Annotated in this window: 20 protein-coding genes; 13 read left to right on the top strand and 7 right to left on the bottom strand. The window is 60.6% G+C overall.

Annotation, left to right across the window (positions count from 1 at the left end):
- Nucleotides 1-46 precede the first annotated feature (46 nt).
- The 4 genes from ACSOSP_RS32420 to ACSOSP_RS32405 all read left to right on the top strand — a co-directional run bounded on the left by ACSOSP_RS32420 (nt 47) and on the right by ACSOSP_RS32405 (nt 4,949).
- The gene (locus ACSOSP_RS32420) at nt 47-1,471 is read left to right on the top strand and encodes a M20 family metallopeptidase (RefSeq protein WP_455314757.1); all 1,425 of its coding nucleotides are present in this window, start codon (nt 47-49) and stop codon (nt 1,469-1,471) included.
- A complete protein-coding gene (locus ACSOSP_RS32415) occupies nt 1,468-2,754 on the top strand; it encodes an MFS transporter (RefSeq protein WP_455314756.1) in 1,287 nt (428 codons plus the stop codon). The genes ACSOSP_RS32420 and ACSOSP_RS32415 overlap by 4 nt, the downstream gene beginning before the upstream one ends.
- Nucleotides 2,755-2,776: 22 nt before the next feature.
- The gene (locus tag ACSOSP_RS32410) at nt 2,777-3,859 is read left to right on the top strand and encodes a serine hydrolase domain-containing protein (RefSeq protein ID WP_455314755.1); all 1,083 of its coding nucleotides are present in this window, start codon (nt 2,777-2,779) and stop codon (nt 3,857-3,859) included.
- 106 nt (nt 3,860-3,965) lie between these two features.
- The gene (locus ACSOSP_RS32405; protein WP_455314754.1) at nt 3,966-4,949 is read left to right on the top strand and encodes an alpha/beta hydrolase family protein; all 984 of its coding nucleotides are present in this window, start codon (nt 3,966-3,968) and stop codon (nt 4,947-4,949) included.
- 110 nt (nt 4,950-5,059) lie between these two features.
- Here ACSOSP_RS32405 and ACSOSP_RS32400 read toward each other — a convergent pair whose 3' ends face one another.
- The 3 genes from ACSOSP_RS32400 to ACSOSP_RS32390 form a co-directional block, all read right to left on the bottom strand.
- On the bottom strand, nt 5,060-5,347 hold the full coding sequence (locus ACSOSP_RS32400) for a DUF1330 domain-containing protein (RefSeq protein WP_455314753.1): 288 nt from the start codon (nt 5,345-5,347) through the stop codon (nt 5,060-5,062).
- A 540-nt stretch (nt 5,348-5,887) separates the two neighbouring features.
- On the bottom strand, nt 5,888-6,181 hold the full coding sequence (locus ACSOSP_RS32395; protein ID WP_455314752.1) for a hypothetical protein: 294 nt from the start codon (nt 6,179-6,181) through the stop codon (nt 5,888-5,890).
- Between the two features lie 123 nt (nt 6,182-6,304).
- Nucleotides 6,305-6,631, bottom strand: a complete 327-nt coding sequence (locus ACSOSP_RS32390; protein WP_455315439.1) for a hypothetical protein — start codon at nt 6,629-6,631, stop codon at nt 6,305-6,307.
- Between ACSOSP_RS32390 and ACSOSP_RS32385 the strand changes: the two genes are divergently transcribed.
- Entirely contained in the window at nt 6,522-8,033 is a 1,512-nt protein-coding gene (locus ACSOSP_RS32385; RefSeq protein WP_455314751.1) for a sensor domain-containing diguanylate cyclase, read from the top strand. The two genes, ACSOSP_RS32390 and ACSOSP_RS32385, sit on opposite strands and share 110 nt — an antisense overlap.
- Before the next feature lie 378 nt (nt 8,034-8,411).
- Here the strand turns inward: ACSOSP_RS32385 and ACSOSP_RS32380 are convergent, their stop codons facing one another.
- From ACSOSP_RS32380 to ACSOSP_RS32365, 4 genes are all read right to left on the bottom strand, one after another.
- The gene (locus ACSOSP_RS32380) at nt 8,412-9,941 is read right to left on the bottom strand and encodes a serine hydrolase (RefSeq protein ID WP_455314750.1); all 1,530 of its coding nucleotides are present in this window, start codon (nt 9,939-9,941) and stop codon (nt 8,412-8,414) included.
- A 485-nt stretch (nt 9,942-10,426) separates the two neighbouring features.
- Nucleotides 10,427-10,681, bottom strand: coding sequence for a hypothetical protein (locus tag ACSOSP_RS32375; protein ID WP_455314749.1), 255 nt, complete (start codon nt 10,679-10,681; stop codon nt 10,427-10,429).
- A gap of 468 nt (nt 10,682-11,149) precedes the next feature.
- Nucleotides 11,150-11,359, bottom strand: a complete 210-nt coding sequence (locus ACSOSP_RS32370; RefSeq protein WP_455314748.1) for a hypothetical protein — start codon at nt 11,357-11,359, stop codon at nt 11,150-11,152.
- A gap of 666 nt (nt 11,360-12,025) precedes the next feature.
- On the bottom strand, nt 12,026-12,916 hold the full coding sequence (locus ACSOSP_RS32365) for a LysR substrate-binding domain-containing protein (RefSeq protein WP_455314747.1): 891 nt from the start codon (nt 12,914-12,916) through the stop codon (nt 12,026-12,028).
- Between the two features lie 197 nt (nt 12,917-13,113).
- Here ACSOSP_RS32365 and argH point away from each other — a divergent pair, with 197 nt between their 5' ends.
- From argH to ACSOSP_RS32325, 8 genes are all read left to right on the top strand, one after another.
- Nucleotides 13,114-14,541: an argininosuccinate lyase gene (gene argH / locus ACSOSP_RS32360; protein WP_455314746.1), complete on the top strand. Its 1,428-nt coding sequence runs from the start codon at nt 13,114-13,116 to the stop codon at nt 14,539-14,541.
- Nucleotides 14,535-15,410, top strand: coding sequence for an amino acid ABC transporter permease (locus ACSOSP_RS32355; RefSeq protein WP_455314745.1), 876 nt, complete (start codon nt 14,535-14,537; stop codon nt 15,408-15,410). The genes argH and ACSOSP_RS32355 overlap by 7 nt, the downstream gene beginning before the upstream one ends.
- Before the next feature lie 29 nt (nt 15,411-15,439).
- Nucleotides 15,440-16,213 carry an amino acid ABC transporter ATP-binding protein gene (locus tag ACSOSP_RS32350; protein WP_455314744.1) on the top strand — a complete coding sequence of 258 codons (774 nt, stop codon included), beginning with the start codon at nt 15,440-15,442 and terminating at the stop codon, nt 16,211-16,213.
- 64 nt (nt 16,214-16,277) lie between these two features.
- On the top strand, nt 16,278-16,406 hold the full coding sequence (locus ACSOSP_RS32345) for a hypothetical protein (protein ID WP_455314743.1): 129 nt from the start codon (nt 16,278-16,280) through the stop codon (nt 16,404-16,406).
- Complete coding sequence (locus ACSOSP_RS32340) at nt 16,393-17,274, top strand: polysaccharide deacetylase family protein (protein WP_455314742.1); 882 nt, start codon at nt 16,393-16,395, stop codon at nt 17,272-17,274. Before ACSOSP_RS32345 ends, ACSOSP_RS32340 begins: the two co-directional genes overlap by 14 nt.
- Nucleotides 17,271-18,179 (top strand): polysaccharide deacetylase family protein, encoded by a 909-nt coding sequence (locus tag ACSOSP_RS32335; RefSeq protein WP_455314741.1) that lies wholly within the window; start codon nt 17,271-17,273, stop codon nt 18,177-18,179. Before ACSOSP_RS32340 ends, ACSOSP_RS32335 begins: the two co-directional genes overlap by 4 nt.
- Nucleotides 18,176-19,576: an MmgE/PrpD family protein gene (locus ACSOSP_RS32330; RefSeq protein ID WP_455314740.1), complete on the top strand. Its 1,401-nt coding sequence runs from the start codon at nt 18,176-18,178 to the stop codon at nt 19,574-19,576. The genes ACSOSP_RS32335 and ACSOSP_RS32330 overlap by 4 nt, the downstream gene beginning before the upstream one ends.
- 84 nt (nt 19,577-19,660) lie before the next feature.
- Nucleotides 19,661-20,518, top strand: coding sequence for an ABC transporter substrate-binding protein (locus ACSOSP_RS32325; protein ID WP_455314739.1), 858 nt, complete (start codon nt 19,661-19,663; stop codon nt 20,516-20,518).
- Nucleotides 20,519-20,539 lie beyond the last annotated feature (21 nt).

The raw sequence follows: 20,539 nt of genomic DNA, 5'->3' as shown, positions 1-20,539 counted from the left end.
ACCCCTGACCCAACACCCTTTGACGAGCTTCATCGGAGATCAATAAGTGACACGCGAGTCTGCTATTCAAGCTGCGGCCGATCTGTACGATTCCGGCATTTTTCTCGAAGACCTGCGTCGCCGCGTGGCGATGCGCACCGAAAGCCAGGAGCCTGAAAGCGGTCCGTTGCTCAGCGCGTATCTCAACGAGGAGATCGCCCCAGCGCTGGCCGAACTCGGCTTCACTTCCCGGCTGGTCGACAATCCCGCGAAGGGCGCGGGGCCGTTCCTGGTCGCTCATCGTCACGAAAGCGATGACGTGCCGACGGTCCTGACCTACGGGCATGGCGACGTCGTACGGGGCTACGACGCCCAGTGGCGCGATGGCATGTCGCCGTGGCAAGTCACCGTTGCCGGCGATCACTGGTATGGACGCGGCACCGCGGACAACAAAGGCCAGCACAGCATCAACCTGGCTGCGCTCAAGGCTGTACTTAACGCACGGGGCGGAAGGCTCGGCTTCAACCTGAAGCTGCTGGTCGAAACCGGCGAAGAGGTGGGCTCGCCCGGCTTACATGCCGTGTGCGAAATGCTTCGCGACGAATTGAGCGCTGACGTATTGATTGCGTCCGACGGGCCGCGTTTGGGCGCAGCTCACCCGACCGTCTTCCTCGGCTCCCGCGGGGTCGTGAATTTCAAGCTCGATATCAACCTGCGCGAAGGCGGCCATCATTCGGGCAACTGGGGCGGCCTGTTGCGCAATCCCGCCGTGGTGCTGGCCAGCGCGATTGCGTCGATGGTCGATGCCAACGGACGCATCCTCGTTGAAGGCCTCCGGCCACCGGAAGTGCCGCAAGCGGTGCGACGCGCGCTCGAGGGCATTACCGTCGGCGGCAATCCGGGCGAGCCGGAAGTCGACACGGGTTATGGCGAACCCGGCCTCACGCCGGCTGAACGCGTATTCGGCTGGAACAACATGGAGGTGCTGGCGTTCCGGACCGGCAATCCCGAGAAGCCCGTCAATGCGATCCCGCCGCACGCATTCGCGTACATGCAGATCCGCTTCGTGGTCGGAACGGACTGGAAGAATCTCGAGCAGATCGTGCGTCGTCACCTAGATGAGCGAGGCTTCGAGAGCGTCACCGTCGAGGTGGACCGGGGCACGCCCGCCACGCGCGTGGACCCCGACAACGCCTGGGTCCAATGGGCCGTGCGCTCGCTCAGGCAGACCACCGGCCGGGCGCCTGTGCTGCTGCCGAACCTGGGCGGCACGCTGCCCAATGATGTCTTCGCGGAGATCCTCGGCATGCCCACGTTATGGGTGCCGCATTCGTATCCCGGTTGCTCGCAGCATGCGCCCGATGAGCATTTGCTTGGGCCCGTTGTCCGAGAGGGGCTGCGCATCATGGCGGGGTTGTTCTGGGATCTCGGTCAACCCGCCCAACCCGGCGCGCTTGAGCGCCCCGCCTTCGATCGGAGGAGCGCCCGATGAGCACTGATTCCGCCACCACCGTTTTGCCGGCAGCACGGCAGCATGCCAGCATCTACAAGCTGATTGTCGCGACATCGATAGGCAACGCGCTCGAGTTCTACGATCTCGTGGTCTACGGTTACTTTGCATCGACGTTATCGAAACTGTTCTTTCCGACCACCGATAAAACCGTGTCGTTGCTGCTGACGCTCGGTACCTTTGCTTTGTCGTATCTTGCGCGGCCGGTGGGTGCGTTCGTGCTGGGGTCGTACAGCGACCGCCGGGGCCGCAAGGCGTCGCTAACACTTTCCATCGGGATGATGACGCTCGGCACCGGCATGGTCGCGCTGATGCCCGGCTACGCGACCATCGGCATTCTGGCGCCCATCGGCATCTTCGCGTCGCGGCTGCTGCAGGGGTTCTCGGCGGGCGGTGAGTTCGGCAGTTCGACGGCTTTCCTCACCGAGCATGCGCCCGCGCGCAGCGGCTTCATGGCGAGCTGGCAGTTCGCGAGCCAGGGAGCAAGCGTACTGGTTGCATCGGCGTTCGGCGCCGTGCTGACGAGCGCGCTGACGCCGGCGCAACTTGAAGGCTGGGGCTGGCGTATCCCATTTCTGTTCGGCATCCTGATCGGTCCGGTGGGTTGGTATATCCGCCGGCATGTCGATGAAACCCCGGAGTTCGAACGCACGGAACGCTCCGCTTCGCCCATTCGCGAAGTGATGGCTACACAGAAGGAACGCATGCTGATTTGTATTGGCTCGCTGGTGCTGACGACTACCGCCAACTACATGCTGCTCTATATGCCGACGTATGCAAGCAGGCAGCTTGGGCTCGCGCCGTCGTATGGATTTATCGCGACGCTGGCGGCGGGTTTCATTGTCATGGTGCTGACGCCGATGGTCGGCCATTGGTCCGACAAAGTAGGCCGCACTCGCATCATGCTGGGTGCAGGATCGGTGTTTTTCGTGACCATCTATCCGGCGTTCATGTTCATGAATGCGCATCCATCGCTCATCACATTGCTGGCTGCGGTCATGTGGGTCGCGGTACTCAAGGCCATCTATTTCGCGCCGATTCCCGCGTTGATGTCGGACCTGTTTCCGGTCCGCACGCGTACCACCGGCATGGCGGTGGGCTACAACGTGGGCACCACGGTCTTCGGCGGTTTCACCCCGCTCGCGGTAGCGTCGCTGATCGCGGTGACCGGCAATAACCTGGCGCCCGGCTTCTACCTGATGCTCGCGGCCATCATCAGTCTCTTCACGCTGCTGTGGGCGCGAACGCGCCTGAAAGTGCATTGAACCGTTGGACGAACTACCGGACATGACCGACATGAAGGATTTGCAGCAAGCCATACAGTTCTCGATAGATCATGAATCGCTCTGGGACCGCAATGTGGATGGTGCGTGGGGCGTGCACGTGAACGACCCGCCGCCGTGGAACCGGCTGCTGGGTCCCGTGCATGATCGCGGTCCGGTTTCCGGTGCGGTTTCTGTCGATGGCAAGGTTCTCACGACGTGGGGCGAGCCTGATCGAGCCGACCTGACGTTCAGCATTGCCAAGACCTACCTCGCGTTGCTGGCGGGCGTGGCGTTTGATCGCGGCTTGCTGCCGAATGTGAGCGAGCCGGTGCATATTCGCGTCCCCGGTATCGGTTTCGACGATGAGCACAATGCCCGCATCACCTGGGCGCATCTGCTTCAGCAGACGAGCGAATGGCGCGGCGAGTGTTTCGGGTTGTCGGACCAGGCGGACCACTTTCGCGCAGTGACGTTCGGCCGTGCGCCCGATGGCAAGAAGGGTGACCTGCGGCAGGTGCAGGCGCCTGGAACGTACTGGGAATACAACGATGTCCGCATCAACCAGTTCTCGCTGGCGCTGCTGCATTTGTTCGGCCGGCCGCTGCCGGAGGTGTTTCGCGAGGCGATCATGCAACCGCTTGGCGCCAGTGAAGATTGGCAATGGGTGGGATATGACAACGCCTGGATTGAACTCAACGGGCGACGCATGCAGTCGGTTCCGGGCGGGACGCACTGGGGCGGCGGGCTGTCGATCAGCGCGAACGATCAGCTGAAGGTGGCGCGTCTTTTTGTCGATGACGGGATAGTGGATGGGCGCCGGATCATCTCGCGTGAATGGCTCGCGCGCATGAAAACGCCTTGTGCGCTTGCGCCGTATTACGGTTATCTCGTGTGGCTCAATCACGAACGCCGCGTGTTTCCGAGCGTGCCTGCATCGAGCTATTTTGCAATTGGCGCGGGTAGCGCGTTCACGTGGATTGAACCGGAGCGCAAGATGGCGGTGGTGGTCCGCTGGCTGAATTCCGCTTACGCCGATGAGTTTTTCGGGCTGGTGTTGAAGGGGGTTGATGAGGTCGTGAGGGGTCGTGGGGCGTTGAACATTTAGCGATCGTGGCGAAGGGCGCGTGCAATCCGGGAAGATCGCCGTCGCACTTCGTCCACTGCTCACGCGGTATCGTACGATCTGGGCGACGACAACAGAGGAGATAGCCTTGAGACTCGTAGCCGTGATCGTTACCCTTTTTGCACTGCTCGCCGCGCCGGCTTTCGCCGCCGAGGTCGGCTTCCAGGAGGTCAAGATAGCGAATGGCGAGGAGCCACCGCTAACGGCCGGGATCTGGTATCCGACCAGCGCACCGGCGACGCCGCATTCCTTGGGAGATTCCACCCAGACCGTGGCGCCGAACGGTCCGGTTGCTGGCCGTCGCCTGCCGCTTATCGTGATGTCGCATGGCGGGGGCGGGTGGTACGACGGCCATTACGACACGGCGCTCGCCCTGGCTCATGCGGGTTTCGTGGTGGCGGCGGTGAGTCATGCCGGCGATACTTTCAATGACCAAAGCCGGGTCTTGCAGCTGTGGCGCCGTCCTGCCCAGCTTCGCCAACTGGTGGACTACATGCTCGGCGAATGGCCTTCGCATGCGCGGCTGGATGCGGCCCGCGTCGGCGCATTCGGCTTTTCCAACGGCGGATTCACGGTGCTCGTGGCCGCAGGGGGGACGCCGGACCTGTCGAAGATCGCACCGTATTGCGAGGCGCATCCGGATCATGACCTGTGCGAGGCGCTGAAGCATGCCGGCGTCGTTCCTCATGCCGGCTCGGAGATTCCTGCCGGCGCCTGGATCCATGATCCGCGGATCAAGGCCGTGGTCGTCGCCGCGCCGGCGTTCGGTTTCGCCTTCGGTCGCGCGGGATTAAGCCGCGTGCACGCCCCGGTCCAGCTCTGGCGAGCAGCCGATGATCGTCATCAGCCGAATCCCTACTATGAGGAGGCGGTACGCGACGACCTGCCTGAAGCGCCCGACTATCACGTGGTCGCCAATGCGGGTCACTATGACTTCCTGCCACCGTGCAATGCCCGCCTGTCGAAAAAAATGCCTGACGTCTGCAACAGTCAGCCAGGGTTCGATCGTGCGGCGTTCCATGAACAATTCAACGCCGACGTGGTACGGTTTTTCGAAGCAAAGCTGCGATAGAAAGCGCTCGTCTGTCATGGGCTGGCACCCGGAGGACAGACGCACACCTGCCGCGTCAGTTGCAAGCCGGTTCCGGCTGAGTTCAAGCGCCCGATCATCGCCGCTTTTCGTCACACGCCTTCGACGAGAACGGCGCGATACTTCGCGCCCTTGAACCGGTGCTGCGCGACCTCTTGATATGCCGGGCCGTCGTACCACGCACGCGCGGCCGCTGTCGACGGGAACTCCACGATCACAACGCCCTCAGGCGCGTCGCCCTCGAGGACCTGCTGAGGTCCGTAGGCTGCGAGAATCTTGACAGGATGACCTTTGAAGGTCTCGCCCACCTTGCTTTGGTAGATGTCGAGCTCACCCTGATCCTCGGTGCTTTCCTTTGTGAAGACAATATAAGTCGCCATGGCGTACGCTCCTGCAGTGGTGTGAAGGTGCACACGATAATGCCATGAAACCGGAGTGGACTTCGGTATGCAGCGTCGGCGCATGGTCGGCAATAGAACCGTCCAGTCCTCGGAAAGAGGTATTCGCGAGGCGATCGTAGCGGGCAGTTTTGAAGCGGGTAGTTTTGAATTGCCGCTTCTGACCCTGTATAGGGGCCTTCAACATTCTTCAAAGCGGTCGTTCGAGGTGACGGTACGCTGCGTAGTTCTGGAATAAACCGGTTTGGAATTGGATTGTCAGTTGCCCGAAGTACTCAATGCTCACAGCATTCCCAGTTACTAGCAGTCCGTGGAAGGCGCGGTGCGTGTCCAACATTTGGCGCGCCCCGATTCGGCCGCTCAGCGCCGCGCATACACGATACGAGGTTGGCGGGTCCTCTTGCACTCACCCGTGAAGAACCGCCAGCGTTCCTTTTGCCAATCCGTAAAGAGCGGTTACCCTCTCCCCACGAATCTGGCGGCGTTGACAATTTCGCGGCTGATCGCCATCGCCAACAACTGTTATTGACCGGCAGCCGGCGACACTACGCTCGGTCGCGCCAGCGAATTGTTGTTTGGCCAAACCGTGGGCGCAGGCGTCCCGCCATTCGCGCTATTTGACATCCCCGAGTTTGATGACGCAGCGGGCTTTCCACTGTCCGAGTTGGTCGTGCCTGGCGTGCCGTAGCCGCCTGCTGCACTGACCGGCGACGTTACGCTCGGTCGCGCCAGCGAGTTGTTGTTCTGTGCATAAGCGCCGCCTGACAACGTGAGTGCAGCGACGGCCGCGATTAATGTACTGGTTGCCTTGTTCATGACCCCGTCTCCTTGATTGAAATGCAATGTCGATGTAAACGATGCATTCGTATTGTAGGAAAGCGGTCGCTTTTGATTAAGCGCATTCTCCGCAAGGATGAATTTCTATTTTTGGGGTTATCCCTAGAGGTCGAAGAACGAAAACGGATGGTGGTGCAGAGCCACGATGACTGGGCGAGTGTCGCGACGGGTATTTAAAAAGGAGGTCTTTGGCTTTCCAGTAATATACTCAAATAATGATTTTGTCAGATCCCGCGCGGCGACAATCGGACTCATTTGAGGTTTGGTGCGCCGCGACGTTTGTTCAGACCGTGCGTATGAATTTGTCTCATGAGGCTCCATGCGTTCGTCACTGTCGCTTTCTGTGCGCCAATATGTTTCGTCAGCCGCTTCGCGGGCGTTGTCGCCATCTGGTGTGATCGTTTGCGGCGTTCTGCTGATGCTGTTCACGTGCAGCCTTTGCGCGTGGGTGCTTTTCGAGTCGCGTAGCGATGCCTACAACCACGCCGAGGAAAACGCACGGAACCTGATGCTGGTCATCGAGCGGGACATCGCCCGCAATGTCGAACTCTACGACCTTTCCTTGCAGGCGGTAGCGGACGGGGTGGTAGATCCACAGGTAATGGTCCTTTCCCCGAAGCTGCGAAGCGAAGTGTTGTTCGACCGCGCCGCTTCGGGCAAGTACCTTGGCTCCATCTTCGTGATCAATGAGCGCGGCGACATCATCATAGACTCGCGATTCATACCGGCGCGTACAGGAAACTTCGCTGACCGTGACTATTTCACGTTTCACCGCGATAACAGCAATGGCGGCCTCTACATCAGCAAACCCTACGCGTCACGGCTGCGAGACGGGGCGCTCACGATTGCCTTGAGTCGCCGGATTACGCGCGCAGACGGCTCCTTTGGTGGTGTCGTGGTCGGGACGTTGAGCATCGACTATTTTCGTGCCTTGCTGGACGGCCTTTCTGTAGGACAGCGCGGCACGGCGGCAGTCATCGAGACTAACGGATCCATGATCACCCGATTGCCCTACGACCCGGAGGTAGTTGGACGCAACATCCAGAGCGCCGCCGTGTTCATCCAGGCGATGGCGACCAACGAAGGTGCGTTCGCCGGCACGGCCTCTATCGACGGGATCCGTAGGCTCTACGTGTACAAGCACTTATCCGGACTGCCGATCATCGTTGATGTGGCGCCTGCAGAGAGCGACATATACGCTGAATGGCAACGTCGGGCAATCCGGCTCGGGATCGTGATGGCGGTGTTCAGCATGATCCTCGGAGCCGGATCATTGCTGCTGTCGCGGGAATTGCAGCGGCGACAGCTTGCGGAATCGAAACTGCAGCATCTGGCGCGCACGGACGCCCTTACGGGACTGAATAACCGGGGGACATTCGACGATACGCTGCAGAAAGAATGGCAACGGGCCAATCGCAGCGGCCTTCCGCTCTCGTTGCTGTTCGTCGACATCGATCAGTTCAAGGCGTACAACGACTACTATGGTCATCAGGCTGGAGACGAGGTGCTAAGAGCTGTTGCTCAATGCGTGGCTCTCTGCGTACGCCGCCCGGGCGACCACGTGGCCCGGTATGGCGGCGAAGAGTTCGTCGTGACCCTTCCAGATACCGACGCGGCTGGCGCCACGAACGTCGCGGAGACCATTCGGCACGCCGTATTCGACCTCAATATTGAACACGTCCAAAGCCGGTATGGCTGTGTCACCGCGAGCATCGGCGTGGTGACGTCCCAAGGGCGCGCGGTCCATGATGGCGCGGTTCTGGTGAAGATGGCTGACTCGGCTCTGTACGAAGCAAAGTCGACGGGCCGTAATCGGGTTTGCGAGGCGTAGGGAGCGTATGTTTGGGCCGGAGTCGGGGAGCATGGGAGCGCTGATAGATCGCGGTTGTCTAACCGTGTGTGGCGTTCGGCACGTTAGGCGATCAGTGCGTTTTCACCCGTCGTCTCGGTTAGTTTGAGACGTTCGATAGAGTCGGCTAGATCGTTGACACCCATTAGCGGGCTCGTTGTCAAGTGAGCGTCGAGCCACCGTGGTCGCCACTCGGATTCGGAAATTTGCGCACGTTGGGGAAGCTTCAGAAAACGGAAAATAAAGCACGATAGCAAGAGCGATCGTCGCTGTCCGACCCTCACCCGCCCTTCGAGTCCCCTGACAGCGGTCGTTCAAAATCGAACTACATTAAATCTCTGCAGCGCATCGCCTTCGCCACTATTGGGCGCGATCGAAATGCCCGTAGTCGGTCGTGAAGGCATTCGGCACCCTGCTGCCTGCAAAACTGGTGGCGTGCGGATCGCCTTCCTTGAAAGCAAATGTGAGGAGGCCCGGCGGTATATCGGGATTCTCGAACGTGATCAGGAACGAGTCGGCCGACCAATGCGTCAACCTCCCTGGATAGTCATGTGCGCCGATTTTCACTGCAAGGCTTTCGCCGTCGCGTATCACGGTAAGCGACTCGTACAGCGGACTGACAAAGTTGCCCGTGAAGGCATTGAGGTCGCGCGCGAGCGGCTTGGCATCGGCCGGAGGCTTGGGTACATCGAGAAGCGCAATCCAGCCTTGTTGCTGCTCGTGAATCTCCCTTTGCAAGTCCTGCCCTGACGGCGCGAGCACACGCTCGAGAAACTCCGCTCGGACGGCCTCCGGAAATACGGTCACCTGCTTGTTGGCAAAGATTGCGATGCCAAGGCCACGCTCCGGAATCAGTGTGACGATGGTGCGCATGCCGTTCAACGCGCCATTTTTCTCGATCACGCGCCAGCGAAGGAAGTGATAGCTCTCGCAGCCCAGCCCGGACGAGTCATTGGGATCGTTCAGCGGACCACCAACGCCTTGCACCATGCTCGCCGCGAAGATTTCCGTCACGGTTTCCTTGCTCAGAATCGGCTTGCCGTCGAGTGTGCCTTGCCCGAGCAACATCGTCATCCAGCGTCCGATGTCGCGGCCTGTCGAAACTATGGCGCCCGCACCGCTGAAGCGGTCGACGTTCTCGTACGGCATGATCGAGCCGTCGATGTTGTGAGCCGTGGCGCGATTATCGTCCTTGAAAAGTTCCGCCTGTACCGGACCACTACGCGTCATGCCGAGCGGCACGAGCATCGTGCTCGACAGCAATTGCGGTGGGCTCATCCCGGCAGCCCGCGCTGCGCTGTACTGCCCGAGAAAGATGCCGTAGTTCGAATAGGCCCACCGCGAGCGGAAGCTATGGTCGAATTGCTGGAAGCGCGCGCGGTGCAGCAGGTCGTCGGGGCCGTAGTCGAGTTGGGTGAGCAGGTCGTCTGTGTAGGCCGGCAGCCCGGTGCGATGTGCAAAAAAATCGCGCAATGTGACGTTCTGCGTGGCGTACGGTTCAGCGAGTACGGTGTCAGGCGAAAAAGTCCTGACAGGTGCGTCCCAGGAAACCACGCCCCGATCGACGAGTGCTCCAACCGACGTCGCGGCGATGAACTTGCTCATGGACGCGATCTGAAATCGCGTATCCCCGTCGACGGGCGCCGTTTCGCCACGACGACGCACGCCGTACCCCTTCAGGAACTCAGTGCCCTTGTCGCTCACCACGACGACAACCGCTCCGGGTACCCCATAGTCCTCAAGCGTCTTCTGTATGAACTGGTCGAACGTAAGCCCGTTCACTTCGCCAAGGGGAGCTTCCGCGTGGGCGGGCTGCAGCGGCGCCAGCGTCGACGCCAGGAGCAGCAGCATCGCGAACCAGCGCGATCGGATTACAGTTGTCGCGGTCATCGCCATCTCCCGAGTCGGCTGCGTTCTTCCTTACGTTGGCGGAACCTTTCGTCGTGTGACGATGCCGCGGCGTCAAGGTTGACATTAAATGTAGGAACTCGCGATCGTCGAAAAAATTAGGGTATTCCGCGATTCAGCAGCGCAGATCAATCGCAACACCGATCACCAATGCTCTGACTTGACGCTTCGTACAGGACTCTGCCTGTCTCGAGAACAGCAAAATTCGAATCGCTGCGCTTGCTCGCGCTCAAAAAAGCGCGACGAAGAGGCGTTCGACATTTGGCCTGTGGCCAATGGCCGTGGGGAGATGCACGATCCTTGTCGCTTGTTTAGCTCACGCGGTAACGTCTTTGAAGACGGAGCCGTTGCGATTATCGATCTGGCGGGCGGCGGACAGGCGGCTCCTGGCCGGACACGGTCCGATGTTTAATTTCCGTAGCCGACCCGTTTCAGACAATCGGACTCGCCGCAAGCGGCCACTCAACTTACTCGACGGCACGCTGTATGTGGCTGATCAAGGCCGCCAAGTCTGGGTTGTCGCCCCACATGTCGAGTTCTCGGGTTGCGATCAAACTCATCGTCAGCGGTCCCTGCTTCGGTTCCGATGGTTCTCCGATGACCTGTGCGCGACACCACAGAAGTTGACGATGAATGCTGTGCATGCTGGTACCCCCGCCGACCATCAATGCTTCAACATCGGACAAGGCCGAGTTAATTTTCTCTAGGAGTTCCGCGTTCATTGTTTTCGGTCACAGTCCCGGAGTGGCGTCACCCTTGACGGCTCCCGGTAACTAGTTCGAGATATTTTGGCGTATGGATGTGAAATTCCGCGGCTCCCAATATCCACCACTACCGTGGTACGTCTCCGCATGTAACCAGAACTCCTCGCCACAATGCAGACAGCGGAAATGATACTCGCTGTAATCGTCCCACGCGGCACCGTTCGCGAGTTCGCTAAAGGTGATAGAGCACAGCATCGAGTCGGCAACGACTTCGACGAGCGTCTTGTCCGCGATATTTTGTGCGGCAATCTGTATCGCATTCCGCAACTCGCGAGGATGGCGAATCGAATAACGCACGCATAGATCAGAGCATTGCTCACAGGTCACCCACATCTCCCTAGAAAATGGTTACGAGTCTGACTGAAAAGCGGGTACGAGTTCGGCTTGCACCGACTCTCGATTATCACGGCCCGATCGAGGTGCGAGTCAGCAAAAGTGAAAAGCGATGTCGCCGACCGTCTTTGCGTCAATGTCCTTGATCACCCCCGAAAGAAACGGAGTTAAGCCAACCAAAATAGCCTTCGTAGGGATATCAGGCTGATTCATCAGGTCCAGCAAGTGCTCAGTAGCCGCTGGGTCTGTGACATAGTCGTTGATCAGCCTAGTCAAATGATCGCGCAATTCGTCAATCGTCATCTTCGGACATACCAAAGGGTTGGATGATTCGCCGCTGCATGCGGGCCGAGACGCCTCACGGTACGCCGATTGTCGACGATCCTTGCTGCAAAGCCGAGCGCCCGCTCCTGGCCGGGCCTTGCCTCATGCACTAACCCGGTTTTCTGTTCCGCTGCATTTCAAACCCCAAGTTTCTTACTGATACCCGTTAGCGTGAGCGCTCGTCACACAGTTATCAAATCTAGACTTCCCAAGCGAAGAGGAAATCAAACCCGCGCCCACTTGCTTGCACGTTATTTCCCCGCCGTTAGCATTTTTAAGGGTCTGGTCTTGGACGGGCACTAAGGCACATCCGGCAAGGACGAGCGCAAGCACCCCGAAGAAACCGATCTTTTTCATTGTTGCGTCTCCTGTTTGCCTAAATGATCGCAGTCGCAGTTTGGCACCCTGTATATGACGGCCGAATCCATCCCAACTTGAATCGCACGCCTTTAGGGTGTGCCCTCAAGATTCGGATTTTTCCGTTCTCTATTCGTCCCCTAGTCGATTGGAATCGTACTGCTGCAGTTTCGCACGCCCAGCTTGTTGACGATCTAGCCTCCGACATCGGGTGCCTGAACCTGGCCGGCTCCTTCCAGCCGCCAACTGCTGACAAAGGTCCAACGTGTCCATCACCGAAGCATGGCCTCACCTCGACGCAATCCCCAACAGCCACGCAAGCAGCGGTTTCAATTTCTCGCGATACTCGTTACGCGGCGGATGCACGAGGTAATACCCTGAACCCGTTTCAAGCACGCGTTCGAACGGCGCCACGAGCGCGCCGCTCGCCAGGTTCTCCTGCACCAGGTTCAAGTCTCCCAGCGCCACGCCATGACCTCGCACCGCCGCGCCAAACGCGAGATCGAGCGTGTCGAACACTTGCTCGCGATACGTATGCGACGCCAGTTCATCGCTTTCCTGCTGCAGCCATAACATCCACCCGCGCCTGCCAAAACTGGAGTGCAGCAGCGTGTGTTGCTTCAGATCGGCAGGCCGCGTCAACGGATGCGGCCCATGCGCCGTCTGCGGCGAACACACCGGCGTCAATCGTTCGCGCATGAGGCGGGTCGCCTCGAGTCCTTCCCATCGTCCATTGCCGAAGAGGATCGCCGCGTCGAGCGTGCCTTCGCCGAAATTGGTCGGCAGGAACCAGGCGGTGTCGATGTTCAACTGCGTGCCCGGCACCTCCGCATAGAAGTCGGGAAGGCGCGGCAGCAGCCAGCGTGCAGCTAACGTGGGCGTGACTCGCAGCGTGATCGTCTGGCCGCCGGTGCTGATGATATGCATCGACCGGCGCGCCGTCGCAAGCAGCTCCTCCACGATAGGCACGAGCCGCTGGCACTCCGCCGTCGGCACCACCATCCGCGTGTGCCGCACGAATAATGCGCAGCCGAAATACTCCTCGATCTGCTGGATATGCCGGCTCACTGCGCTTTGGCTGAGGAACAACTGCTGCGATGCCGCCGTGAAATTACCGCATCGGGCGACCACCAGCAGCGACTGCAGCACATTGAACGGCGGATAGCGTTCGATTTTCATTTATGCAAGTTGTGCATGGTAACCATGAGATTTTACCGTTTGTCGCTTAAAAATTGGCGTTCATAAAATCGGCTCGAAAGTTAAGGCCTCTTGCTTGCTCGAAAGCGCAAGAAGCCTTCTGACGAGCAGGGCCCGCCTGGCGACATACCCTCTCAACAGGTGCGCATTCAAACCATCCACTTCCAGGGAGTTTTTGCATGACCCAACATTCAGACCGGCTGTGGGGTGGACGCTTCAAGACAGGCCCGGCGCCCGCACTGACCGCGCTGTCGCGCTCCGACCCGAGCTTCTTCCGGCTGGCGCCCTATGACCTCGCGGGCTCACGCGCGCATGCGCAGGAGCTCAGACGCGCCGAAATCCTGACGGCTGACGAACTGCAGCAACTGCTGGGCGAAATGGATCGGCTGGAAGCGCAATTCCTCGCAGGCGAGGTCAGCCCGACGCTCGACGATGAAGACGTGCATACCTTCCTCGAACGGGAACTGACGCAACGCCTGGGCGCAACCGGCGGCAAATTGCGCGCCGGCCGTTCGCGCAACGATCAGGCGGCGAACGACTTGCGCCTCTTTCTGCGCGACAGGGCGCGCACGCTGGCGCAAGCGGTCATCGATTTGCAGAATGCATTAATCGAACAGGCGAACGCGCACGTGCATAGCGTGAGCGCGGGGTTCACGCATTTGCAGCCGGCGCAACCGATCGTGTTCGCCCATCACTTGCTCGCGCATGCGCAGTCGATTTACCGCGATGTCGACCGGTTGCTGGACTGGGATCGCCGCAGTTCACGTTCGCCATTGGGTGCAGCGGCGCTGGCCGGATCGGCGATATGCAGGCGGCCGGAGTTGTCGGCGGCGGAACTCGGCTACGACGGTCCTTGTGAAAACTCCATCGATGCCGTCGCCTCGCGCGACCATGTTGCCGAGTTCGTGTTCATCGCGAGCATGTTGTCGGTGAACCTGTCGCGACTCTCGGAAGAAGTCATTCTCTGGACCTCGCGCCAGTTCGGCTGGGTCGTACTCGACGACGGTTATGCAACCGGCAGCTCGATCATGCCGCAGAAGAAGAACTCTGATATCGCCGAGCTGACCCGTGGCAAAGCGGGCCGCTTGATCGGCAATTTGAGCGGCTTGCTCGCTACGCTCAAGTCGCTGCCGCTCGCCTATAACCGCGATCTCGCGGAAGACAAGATCGCGGCGTTTGATTGCATCGATACCCTCGAACTCGTGCTGCCCGCCATGGCCGGCATGATCCGCACGATGCGCGTGAACGTGGATGAAATGCGCCGTCAGGCGCCGCTCGGATTCACGCTCGCCACCGAAGTTGCCGACTGGCTCGCGCTGCGCGGCGTGCCATTCAGCGAAGCGCACGAGATCACCGGCGCGTTGGTGCAGGTCTGCGAGGAGCAGGGCATTGAGCTCTCCGAAGTATCGGCATCAACGCTCGCAAAGGTCGACGCAAGGCTGGAACCCGCGGTGCTGGACCACGTGACCCTCGACGCAGCCGTGGCCGCGCGCAGCGGTTTCGGCGGCACTGCACCCGTGCGCGTGGCCGAGCAGATCACGCGTTTGCAGACGGCGCTCGATAAGCAATTGGCATGGGCCACTTCATACGGTGGACCGACATGCTGAGCGCTTCCCAGGACATCACACCGGGCGATGCGATCGAAGCAGATTCCACGCAACTGGAATACGTGCGTCGACGTCATTTTGGGCGATACATTGCGTCAGCCGTGATCCTCGCGATCGTGGTTTATATCGGGCTAGCGTTCGCGCATGGGCAGATCGAATGGCGTTATGTCGCGCGCTTCCTCACCGCTAAATCGATCCTCACCGGCCTCGCCAACACTATCGTCATGACGGTGCTTGCGATGGCGTTGGGCGTCGCTCTGGGTGTCGTCACCGCGATCATGCGGCTGTCGACCAATCCGGTGCTGCAGGCGCTCGCGCAAACCTACGTATGGTTGTTTCGCGGCACGCCGGTGATCCTGCAATTGCTGCTGTGGTTCAACCTCGCGCTGGTGTTTCCGTCGATAGGCATACCCGGTCTCTTCGAGTTTCGCACCGTCGATGTCATGACGCCTTTCCTCGCCGCGTTGCTTGGGCTCGGTATCAACCAGGGCGCGTATACATCGGAAGTGGTGCGCGCAGGGCTGCTCTCCGTCGACACTGGCCAGTACGAAGCGGCGAAGTCTATCGGCATGCCAAGGCTGCAGGCGCTGCGCCGCGTGATCCTGCCGCAGGCCATGCGCGTGATCGTGCCGCCTATCGGCAATGAACTGGTCGGCATGGTCAAGCTCACTTCGCTCGCGAGCGTGATCCAGTACGCGGAGATGCTGCACAACGCGGAGAACATCTACTATGCCAACGCCCGGGTGATCGAGCTGTTGATGGTCGCAGGCATCTGGTATCTCGTGGTGGTGACGGTGCTGTCGTTCATGCAGTCGCGCGTGGAGCGGTTTTACGCACGCGGCGCGGGCCGGCCGTCGGGCCGGCAATGAACCCGGCGATTGAAAAGGAAAGCCTTCCCATGAGTTCAATCGATGCAATCGTTCGCGCCGTCGACGTGCGCAAGTCCTACGGCGATTTCAAGGCGCTGCAAGGCATCACGCTCGACATTCCAAAGGGCGAAGTGCTGTGCGTGATCGGACCGTCGGGTTCGGGCAAGAGCACGTTCCTGCGCTGCATCAACCAGCTCGAAGAGATCAACGATGGCGCGTTGTGGGTCAACGGCGAACGAGTAGGTTACCGGCGCGTGGGCAACAAGCTGCATGCATTGTCGGAGAAGCAGGTCGCGCGTCAGCGGCTGGCGACGGGCATGGTGTTCCAGCGCTTCAACCTGTTCCCGCACAAGACCGTGCTGGAGAACGTAATTGAAGGGCCGGTTCAGGTGCTCAAGCGGCGTCGCTCCGAGGCGATCGAAGAGGCGCGTGCGCTGCTGGAAAGAGTAGGCCTTGCTCACAAGTGCGATGCGTTCCCGGTGGAACTATCGGGCGGGCAGCAGCAGCGCGTGGCCATAGCACGAGCGCTCGCCATGCATCCGCAACTCATGCTCTTCGATGAACCCACCTCCGCGCTCGACCCGGAACTCGTCGGCGAAGTGCTTGCCGTGATGCGCGACCTCGCGAAGAGCGGCATGACGATGATCGTGGTCACGCATGAACTCGGCTTCGCGCGTGAAGTGGCCAATCGCATTGTGTTCATGGATCAGGGGCAGGTGGTGGAGAGCGGCACGCCGGATCAGGTGCTGTTGAATCCCCAGCATCGACGCACCCAGGATTTCATTTCCGCCGTGCTGTCCTGATTTTTTTATATAGGGTTCCAGAGTGGCTGGAACCTAGTCTGATTTTTACCTTCAGCGAGTTTCCATGAATGTTTCCCTTCGCTTTCGCCAGCTTGCCGCGCTCGTTGCCGATAGTACCTATCAGAAGATCCCGGTGAAGTGGGGTCTGCAGGAACACGCAGTTCAAAAGGCGCTGATCGATGCCAGCAACTGACATTCAACAGGCTGCCCCGCGCTGGCCTGAGGGCAAGCGCTCCTGCGTCGCGCTGGCTTTCGACCTCGACGGCCCGACCGGTGACGCCATGCTCGACGGCTCGATCTGGAGCAACCCTTCATATTTCACGCTGGGCAGCTATGGCCCCTGGCGCGCGCTGGGACGCTTGCTAGACATGCTCGGCGACAAGAAGGTGCCAGCGACGTTCTTCGTGCCCGCATGGGTCATCGAAAACTGGCCGGAGCAGTGCGCCGCGATCGTGGCGCGCGGTCATGAAATCGGCTACCACGGCTATAAACATGAAGCCTTCTGGACGCTCGATGCCGACGGCCAGCGCGCGGTGATGGAGCGCTCGGCGCGAGTATTCGACGAGTACCTCGGCATGCGCCCGGTCGGCTTTCGCACGCCGTCGGGCGACTGGGGACCGGACACGATTCGCGTATTGATGGAAGCAGGCGTGCGTTATTCGAGTTCCATGCGTGGCGACGATCGTCCGTATCTGCTGCATGCACCGGGCATCGTCGAACCCATGGTCGAGATCCCCGGCCGCTGGGAAATGGACGATTACGCGTCGCTCGCGTATCACCGCAATCCGAATTTTCCGGCGAGCCTGGATCGCATTGCGAGCTACGACACGACGCTCGATAACTGGCGGCGCGAGTTCGATGGTTCACATCGCGACGGTCTTTGCCTGACGACGCTGTTTCATCCGAAGGTGTCGGGCAAGCCAGGCAGGATCGCGTTGCTGGAAAGCCTGATCGATCACATGCATGCGCAGGGCGGCGTGTGGTTCGCTACGTGTCGCGACGTCGCGCAATGGTGGCGTGACAACAATGTCTCACCGACCCCGCAGGAAGCTCGCAAATGAACTCTTTACGCTGGCCGCAGAACGCGCGATGCGCGGTCGTTGTCACAGTCGACTTCAACGACGAACACGGCATCCTTACGCAAGAGCCCCGGATCGCGGGGCGCGAGAAATCTCTATCGGTGTGGCGCTATGGGGCGAAGCGCGGGGTGGATCGCGTGCTCGATGCGCTCGAGGAATACGAGGTGCGTTCAAGCTGGTTCGTGCCCGGTCGCGTGGCTGAAACGCACGCGGATCTGGTGAAGCGCGTCAGTACGCAAAGGCATGAGATAGCCAACAGCGGGTACGTCTGCGAGGACTTCGATACGCTCACGCTCGACGCGCAAAAAGACGCGTTCAGCAAGGGACAAGATGCGCTCGCTCAAGTGCTCGGACGGCGTACGCAAGGGTTCCGTTCGTTCACCGGCAATTGGGCGCCGGGCTTCGCGGACTTCCTGCGCGATGAAGGCGTGACGTGGTCGTCATCATGGCGCGGCGACGACCTGCCGTACTTTCACCTGCCGGATACGGATACGGATGCGCCGCTCGCAGCGCCTCGTCTGGTCGAATTGCCGCTGCACTACGAGCTGGAAGACGAGCCGTACTTCGCTTATAACCTTTCGCCGGCGGTCCCGGTCGGGCAGCCGCGCATTCCTTCCTATCGCGAAGTGCTGCGGAACTGGAAGCATGACTTCGCGGCGTTTCATCGATTCGGATTGTGCTTCGTGCTGAGGCTGCATCCGGAGATTATCGGCACGGCGGGGCGCATCGACGTGCTGCGCGAACTGCTCGCCGATATCCGCTCACGTAACGACGTGTGGTTCGCTACAGGCTCGGAAATGGCTGCATGGTGGCAGCAGAACGTGGAAGCCAACGAGCCCGGGCATCCGGTCGAAGTGTATGCGCGGCATCGGCGGGAGGAAGTGTGAACGCTTTATCTTTATCGTCGTCCTTATCTCAGCGCCTGGCGACGTTCGTTGCCGAGACCCCCGCCGACTCGCTTCCCGCACCTGTCGCGCACAAGGCGAAGCGCCATATCCTCGATACCCTCGGTGCTTCGTTGGGCGGTGCGACAGGTGTAGAGGCTCGCAGCGCCCGCGCGGTGATGTCCATGGGCAGTAACGGTGACGTAACCGCATGGGGCACGTCACAGGTGTTCAACGCCCGCGATGCGGCCTTCGTCAACGGCGTGGCGGCGCACGCGCTTGAACTCGATGACGCCGGCGGCTGCGATCATTCCGGCGCGGTGGTGCTGCCCGCTGCATTCGCGGCTCTTGCGTGCACGCAGCGGCCCGTATCGGGCCGCGAGTTCCTGATGGCGGTCGTGCTCGGCTACGACGTCGGCCGTCGCGTGCTGGAAGCGTGCGGCGGTTATTCGCCTCATAACAACTACGGCTGGCATTCGACCATGACATGCGGTGTGTTCGGCGCGGCCGCCGCCAGCGCGCGCCTGCTCGGTCTCGATGCCGCGCAGACCGCGGCAGCGTTCGGCCACGCGGCAAGTTTCAGCGGTGGGTTATGGGGTTTTATCCACGATGCATCGCAGACCAAACGGATGCATACGGGTCGCGCAGCTGAAGGCGGCTTGCTCGCCGCGTTGCTCGCGCAGCAGGGCGTGAGTGGCCCGACGCAGGTGTTCGAGGACGTGTGGGGCGGTTTCTTCAACGCGTTTGCACGAGACACGCAAACGCCGGATGCGTTGCTGGCGGACCTGGGTGTTGTGTGGAAACTCATGCGTTGCTCGATCAAGCCGCACGCGGCATGCCGCAGCACCCACGCGGCCGTGGATGCCACGCTTGACCTGCTGCAAGGACGCGCGGTGGATCTCGACAAACTCGTTGGCGTGCACGTCAGGCTCAGCGCCTTCGTGAACCAGATGTGCGGCGGCCGTGACTTGGGCACGCTTGCTTCCGCTCAAATGAGTCTGCCTTACGCGATTGCCACCGTGCTGGTGAACGGCCATGCAGGAATCAGTGCCTATCTCGACGCGCAGCGTCACGACCCGCGCATCGCGGCCGCAATGCAACGCGTCACGCTCGAGATCGATCCGTCGATGTCCGACCTCGACGAGCCGGTCATCACGCTCGCATTGACCGATGCCGAACCGCGTTCGCAGCAGGTCAACGTGCCGCTTGGCGACCCGCGCAATCCGGTTTCCGATGCAGATCTCGCCGATAAATACCGCACGCTGGCCGCCATGACGATCCCGCAAGCGTCAGTGAACGCGCTTGAATTCGCCGTACTCGATCTGGACAGTCTCGCCGATGTGCGAACCCTGACGCAATGGCTGCAAGGCGACGCTGACACAAGACCCGTAGTGCGTTAATCGACAACACGATAACCCGCCCCCCCACCCCCCCGCCCCCCCGACCCTGACCTTCAACAAGACCGTTATAAAGGTGCGTCTTCCATGAATAAGCTCAACCCGATCCGTGCCGTTTCCAGCCTGATGGCGCTCTGCCTGTCGACGTTTCTCTTCGCGAGCGGCGCGCATGCGCAGGCCTTGCCCGATGCCATCGCCAAATCGAAAGTGATCAAGGTCGCGGTAAATTCCATCTATCCGCCGATGGAATACAAGGACCCGGAAAGCGGCGACCTGGTCGGCTTCGATATCGATCTGGGCAACGCGATCGCCAAGGAACTGGGCGTGAAACTGGACTGGCAGGAGTCGGCGTTCGAGCAGTTGTTGCCGTCGCTGGCAACGGGCCGTGTCGATATGATCCTGAGCGGGATGAGCGATGTCCCGGGCCGCCGTGACACTGCCGATTTTCTCGACTACCTGAATTCGGGCGCGCAGTTTTATATCATCGCGTCGCGTGCGAACGAGATCAGGCAAGCGGCGGATCTCTGCGGCAAGTCGGTTGGCACGAGCCGCAGTACGTCCTTCCCGGCCGACACGGCGGCATGGAGTGCACAAAATTGCGAGGCGGCCGGCAAGCCCGCCATTACGGTGTCCGGGACCGAAGATACCTCCGCTGCACGCATGCAGTTAAAGCAAGGGCGGATTATGGCGGGCGTGCAAGGCAGCGAGACGCTGCCGTATGCAATGAAGCTCGAACCGAATACCTACAAGCCTATTGGCGTGCCGTTCGCGACGTCGCCCGAAGCCATTGCGTTCGCGAAGTCGAATCCGAAGTTGCGCGATGCGGTGCTCGGGGCGTTGAATAAACTGATCGCGAACGGGACCTATGCGGCGATCGTCGCCAAGTGGAACCTGCAATCCAGCGCGGTCAAGCAGGTGACGATGAACGCAGCGCCGGTGCATTAATCCGGCAGTCAGCCATCGAAG

Source organism: Caballeronia sp. KNU42, from assembly GCF_053760385.1.
Note: the sequence above shows the minus strand (reverse complement) of the source record. Positions and strands in the feature narration are given on the sequence as shown.

Coding starts and splice junctions, on each gene's coding strand:
- ACSOSP_RS32415 (WP_455314756.1), top strand. CDS start 1,468: ATGAGCACTGATTCCGCCACCACCGTTTTGCCGGCAGCACGGCAGCAT.
- ACSOSP_RS32410 (WP_455314755.1), top strand. CDS start 2,777: ATGACCGACATGAAGGATTTGCAGCAAGCCATACAGTTCTCGATAGAT.
- ACSOSP_RS32400 (WP_455314753.1), bottom strand. CDS start 5,347: ATGGCGACTTATATTGTCTTCACAAAGGAAAGCACCGAGGATCAGGGT.
- ACSOSP_RS32395 (WP_455314752.1), bottom strand. CDS start 6,181: ATGAACAAGGCAACCAGTACATTAATCGCGGCCGTCGCTGCACTCACG.
- ACSOSP_RS32385 (WP_455314751.1), top strand. CDS start 6,522: ATGCGTTCGTCACTGTCGCTTTCTGTGCGCCAATATGTTTCGTCAGCC.
- ACSOSP_RS32380 (WP_455314750.1), bottom strand. CDS start 9,941: ATGACCGCGACAACTGTAATCCGATCGCGCTGGTTCGCGATGCTGCTG.
- ACSOSP_RS32375 (WP_455314749.1), bottom strand. CDS start 10,681: ATGAACGCGGAACTCCTAGAGAAAATTAACTCGGCCTTGTCCGATGTT.
- ACSOSP_RS32370 (WP_455314748.1), bottom strand. CDS start 11,359: ATGACGATTGACGAATTGCGCGATCATTTGACTAGGCTGATCAACGAC.
- ACSOSP_RS32365 (WP_455314747.1), bottom strand. CDS start 12,916: ATGAAAATCGAACGCTATCCGCCGTTCAATGTGCTGCAGTCGCTGCTG.
- argH (WP_455314746.1), top strand. CDS start 13,114: ATGACCCAACATTCAGACCGGCTGTGGGGTGGACGCTTCAAGACAGGC.
- ACSOSP_RS32355 (WP_455314745.1), top strand. CDS start 14,535: ATGCTGAGCGCTTCCCAGGACATCACACCGGGCGATGCGATCGAAGCA.
- ACSOSP_RS32350 (WP_455314744.1), top strand. CDS start 15,440: ATGAGTTCAATCGATGCAATCGTTCGCGCCGTCGACGTGCGCAAGTCC.
- ACSOSP_RS32345 (WP_455314743.1), top strand. CDS start 16,278: ATGAATGTTTCCCTTCGCTTTCGCCAGCTTGCCGCGCTCGTTGCCGAT.
- ACSOSP_RS32340 (WP_455314742.1), top strand. CDS start 16,393: ATGCCAGCAACTGACATTCAACAGGCTGCCCCGCGCTGGCCTGAGGGC.
- ACSOSP_RS32335 (WP_455314741.1), top strand. CDS start 17,271: ATGAACTCTTTACGCTGGCCGCAGAACGCGCGATGCGCGGTCGTTGTC.
- ACSOSP_RS32325 (WP_455314739.1), top strand. CDS start 19,661: ATGAATAAGCTCAACCCGATCCGTGCCGTTTCCAGCCTGATGGCGCTC.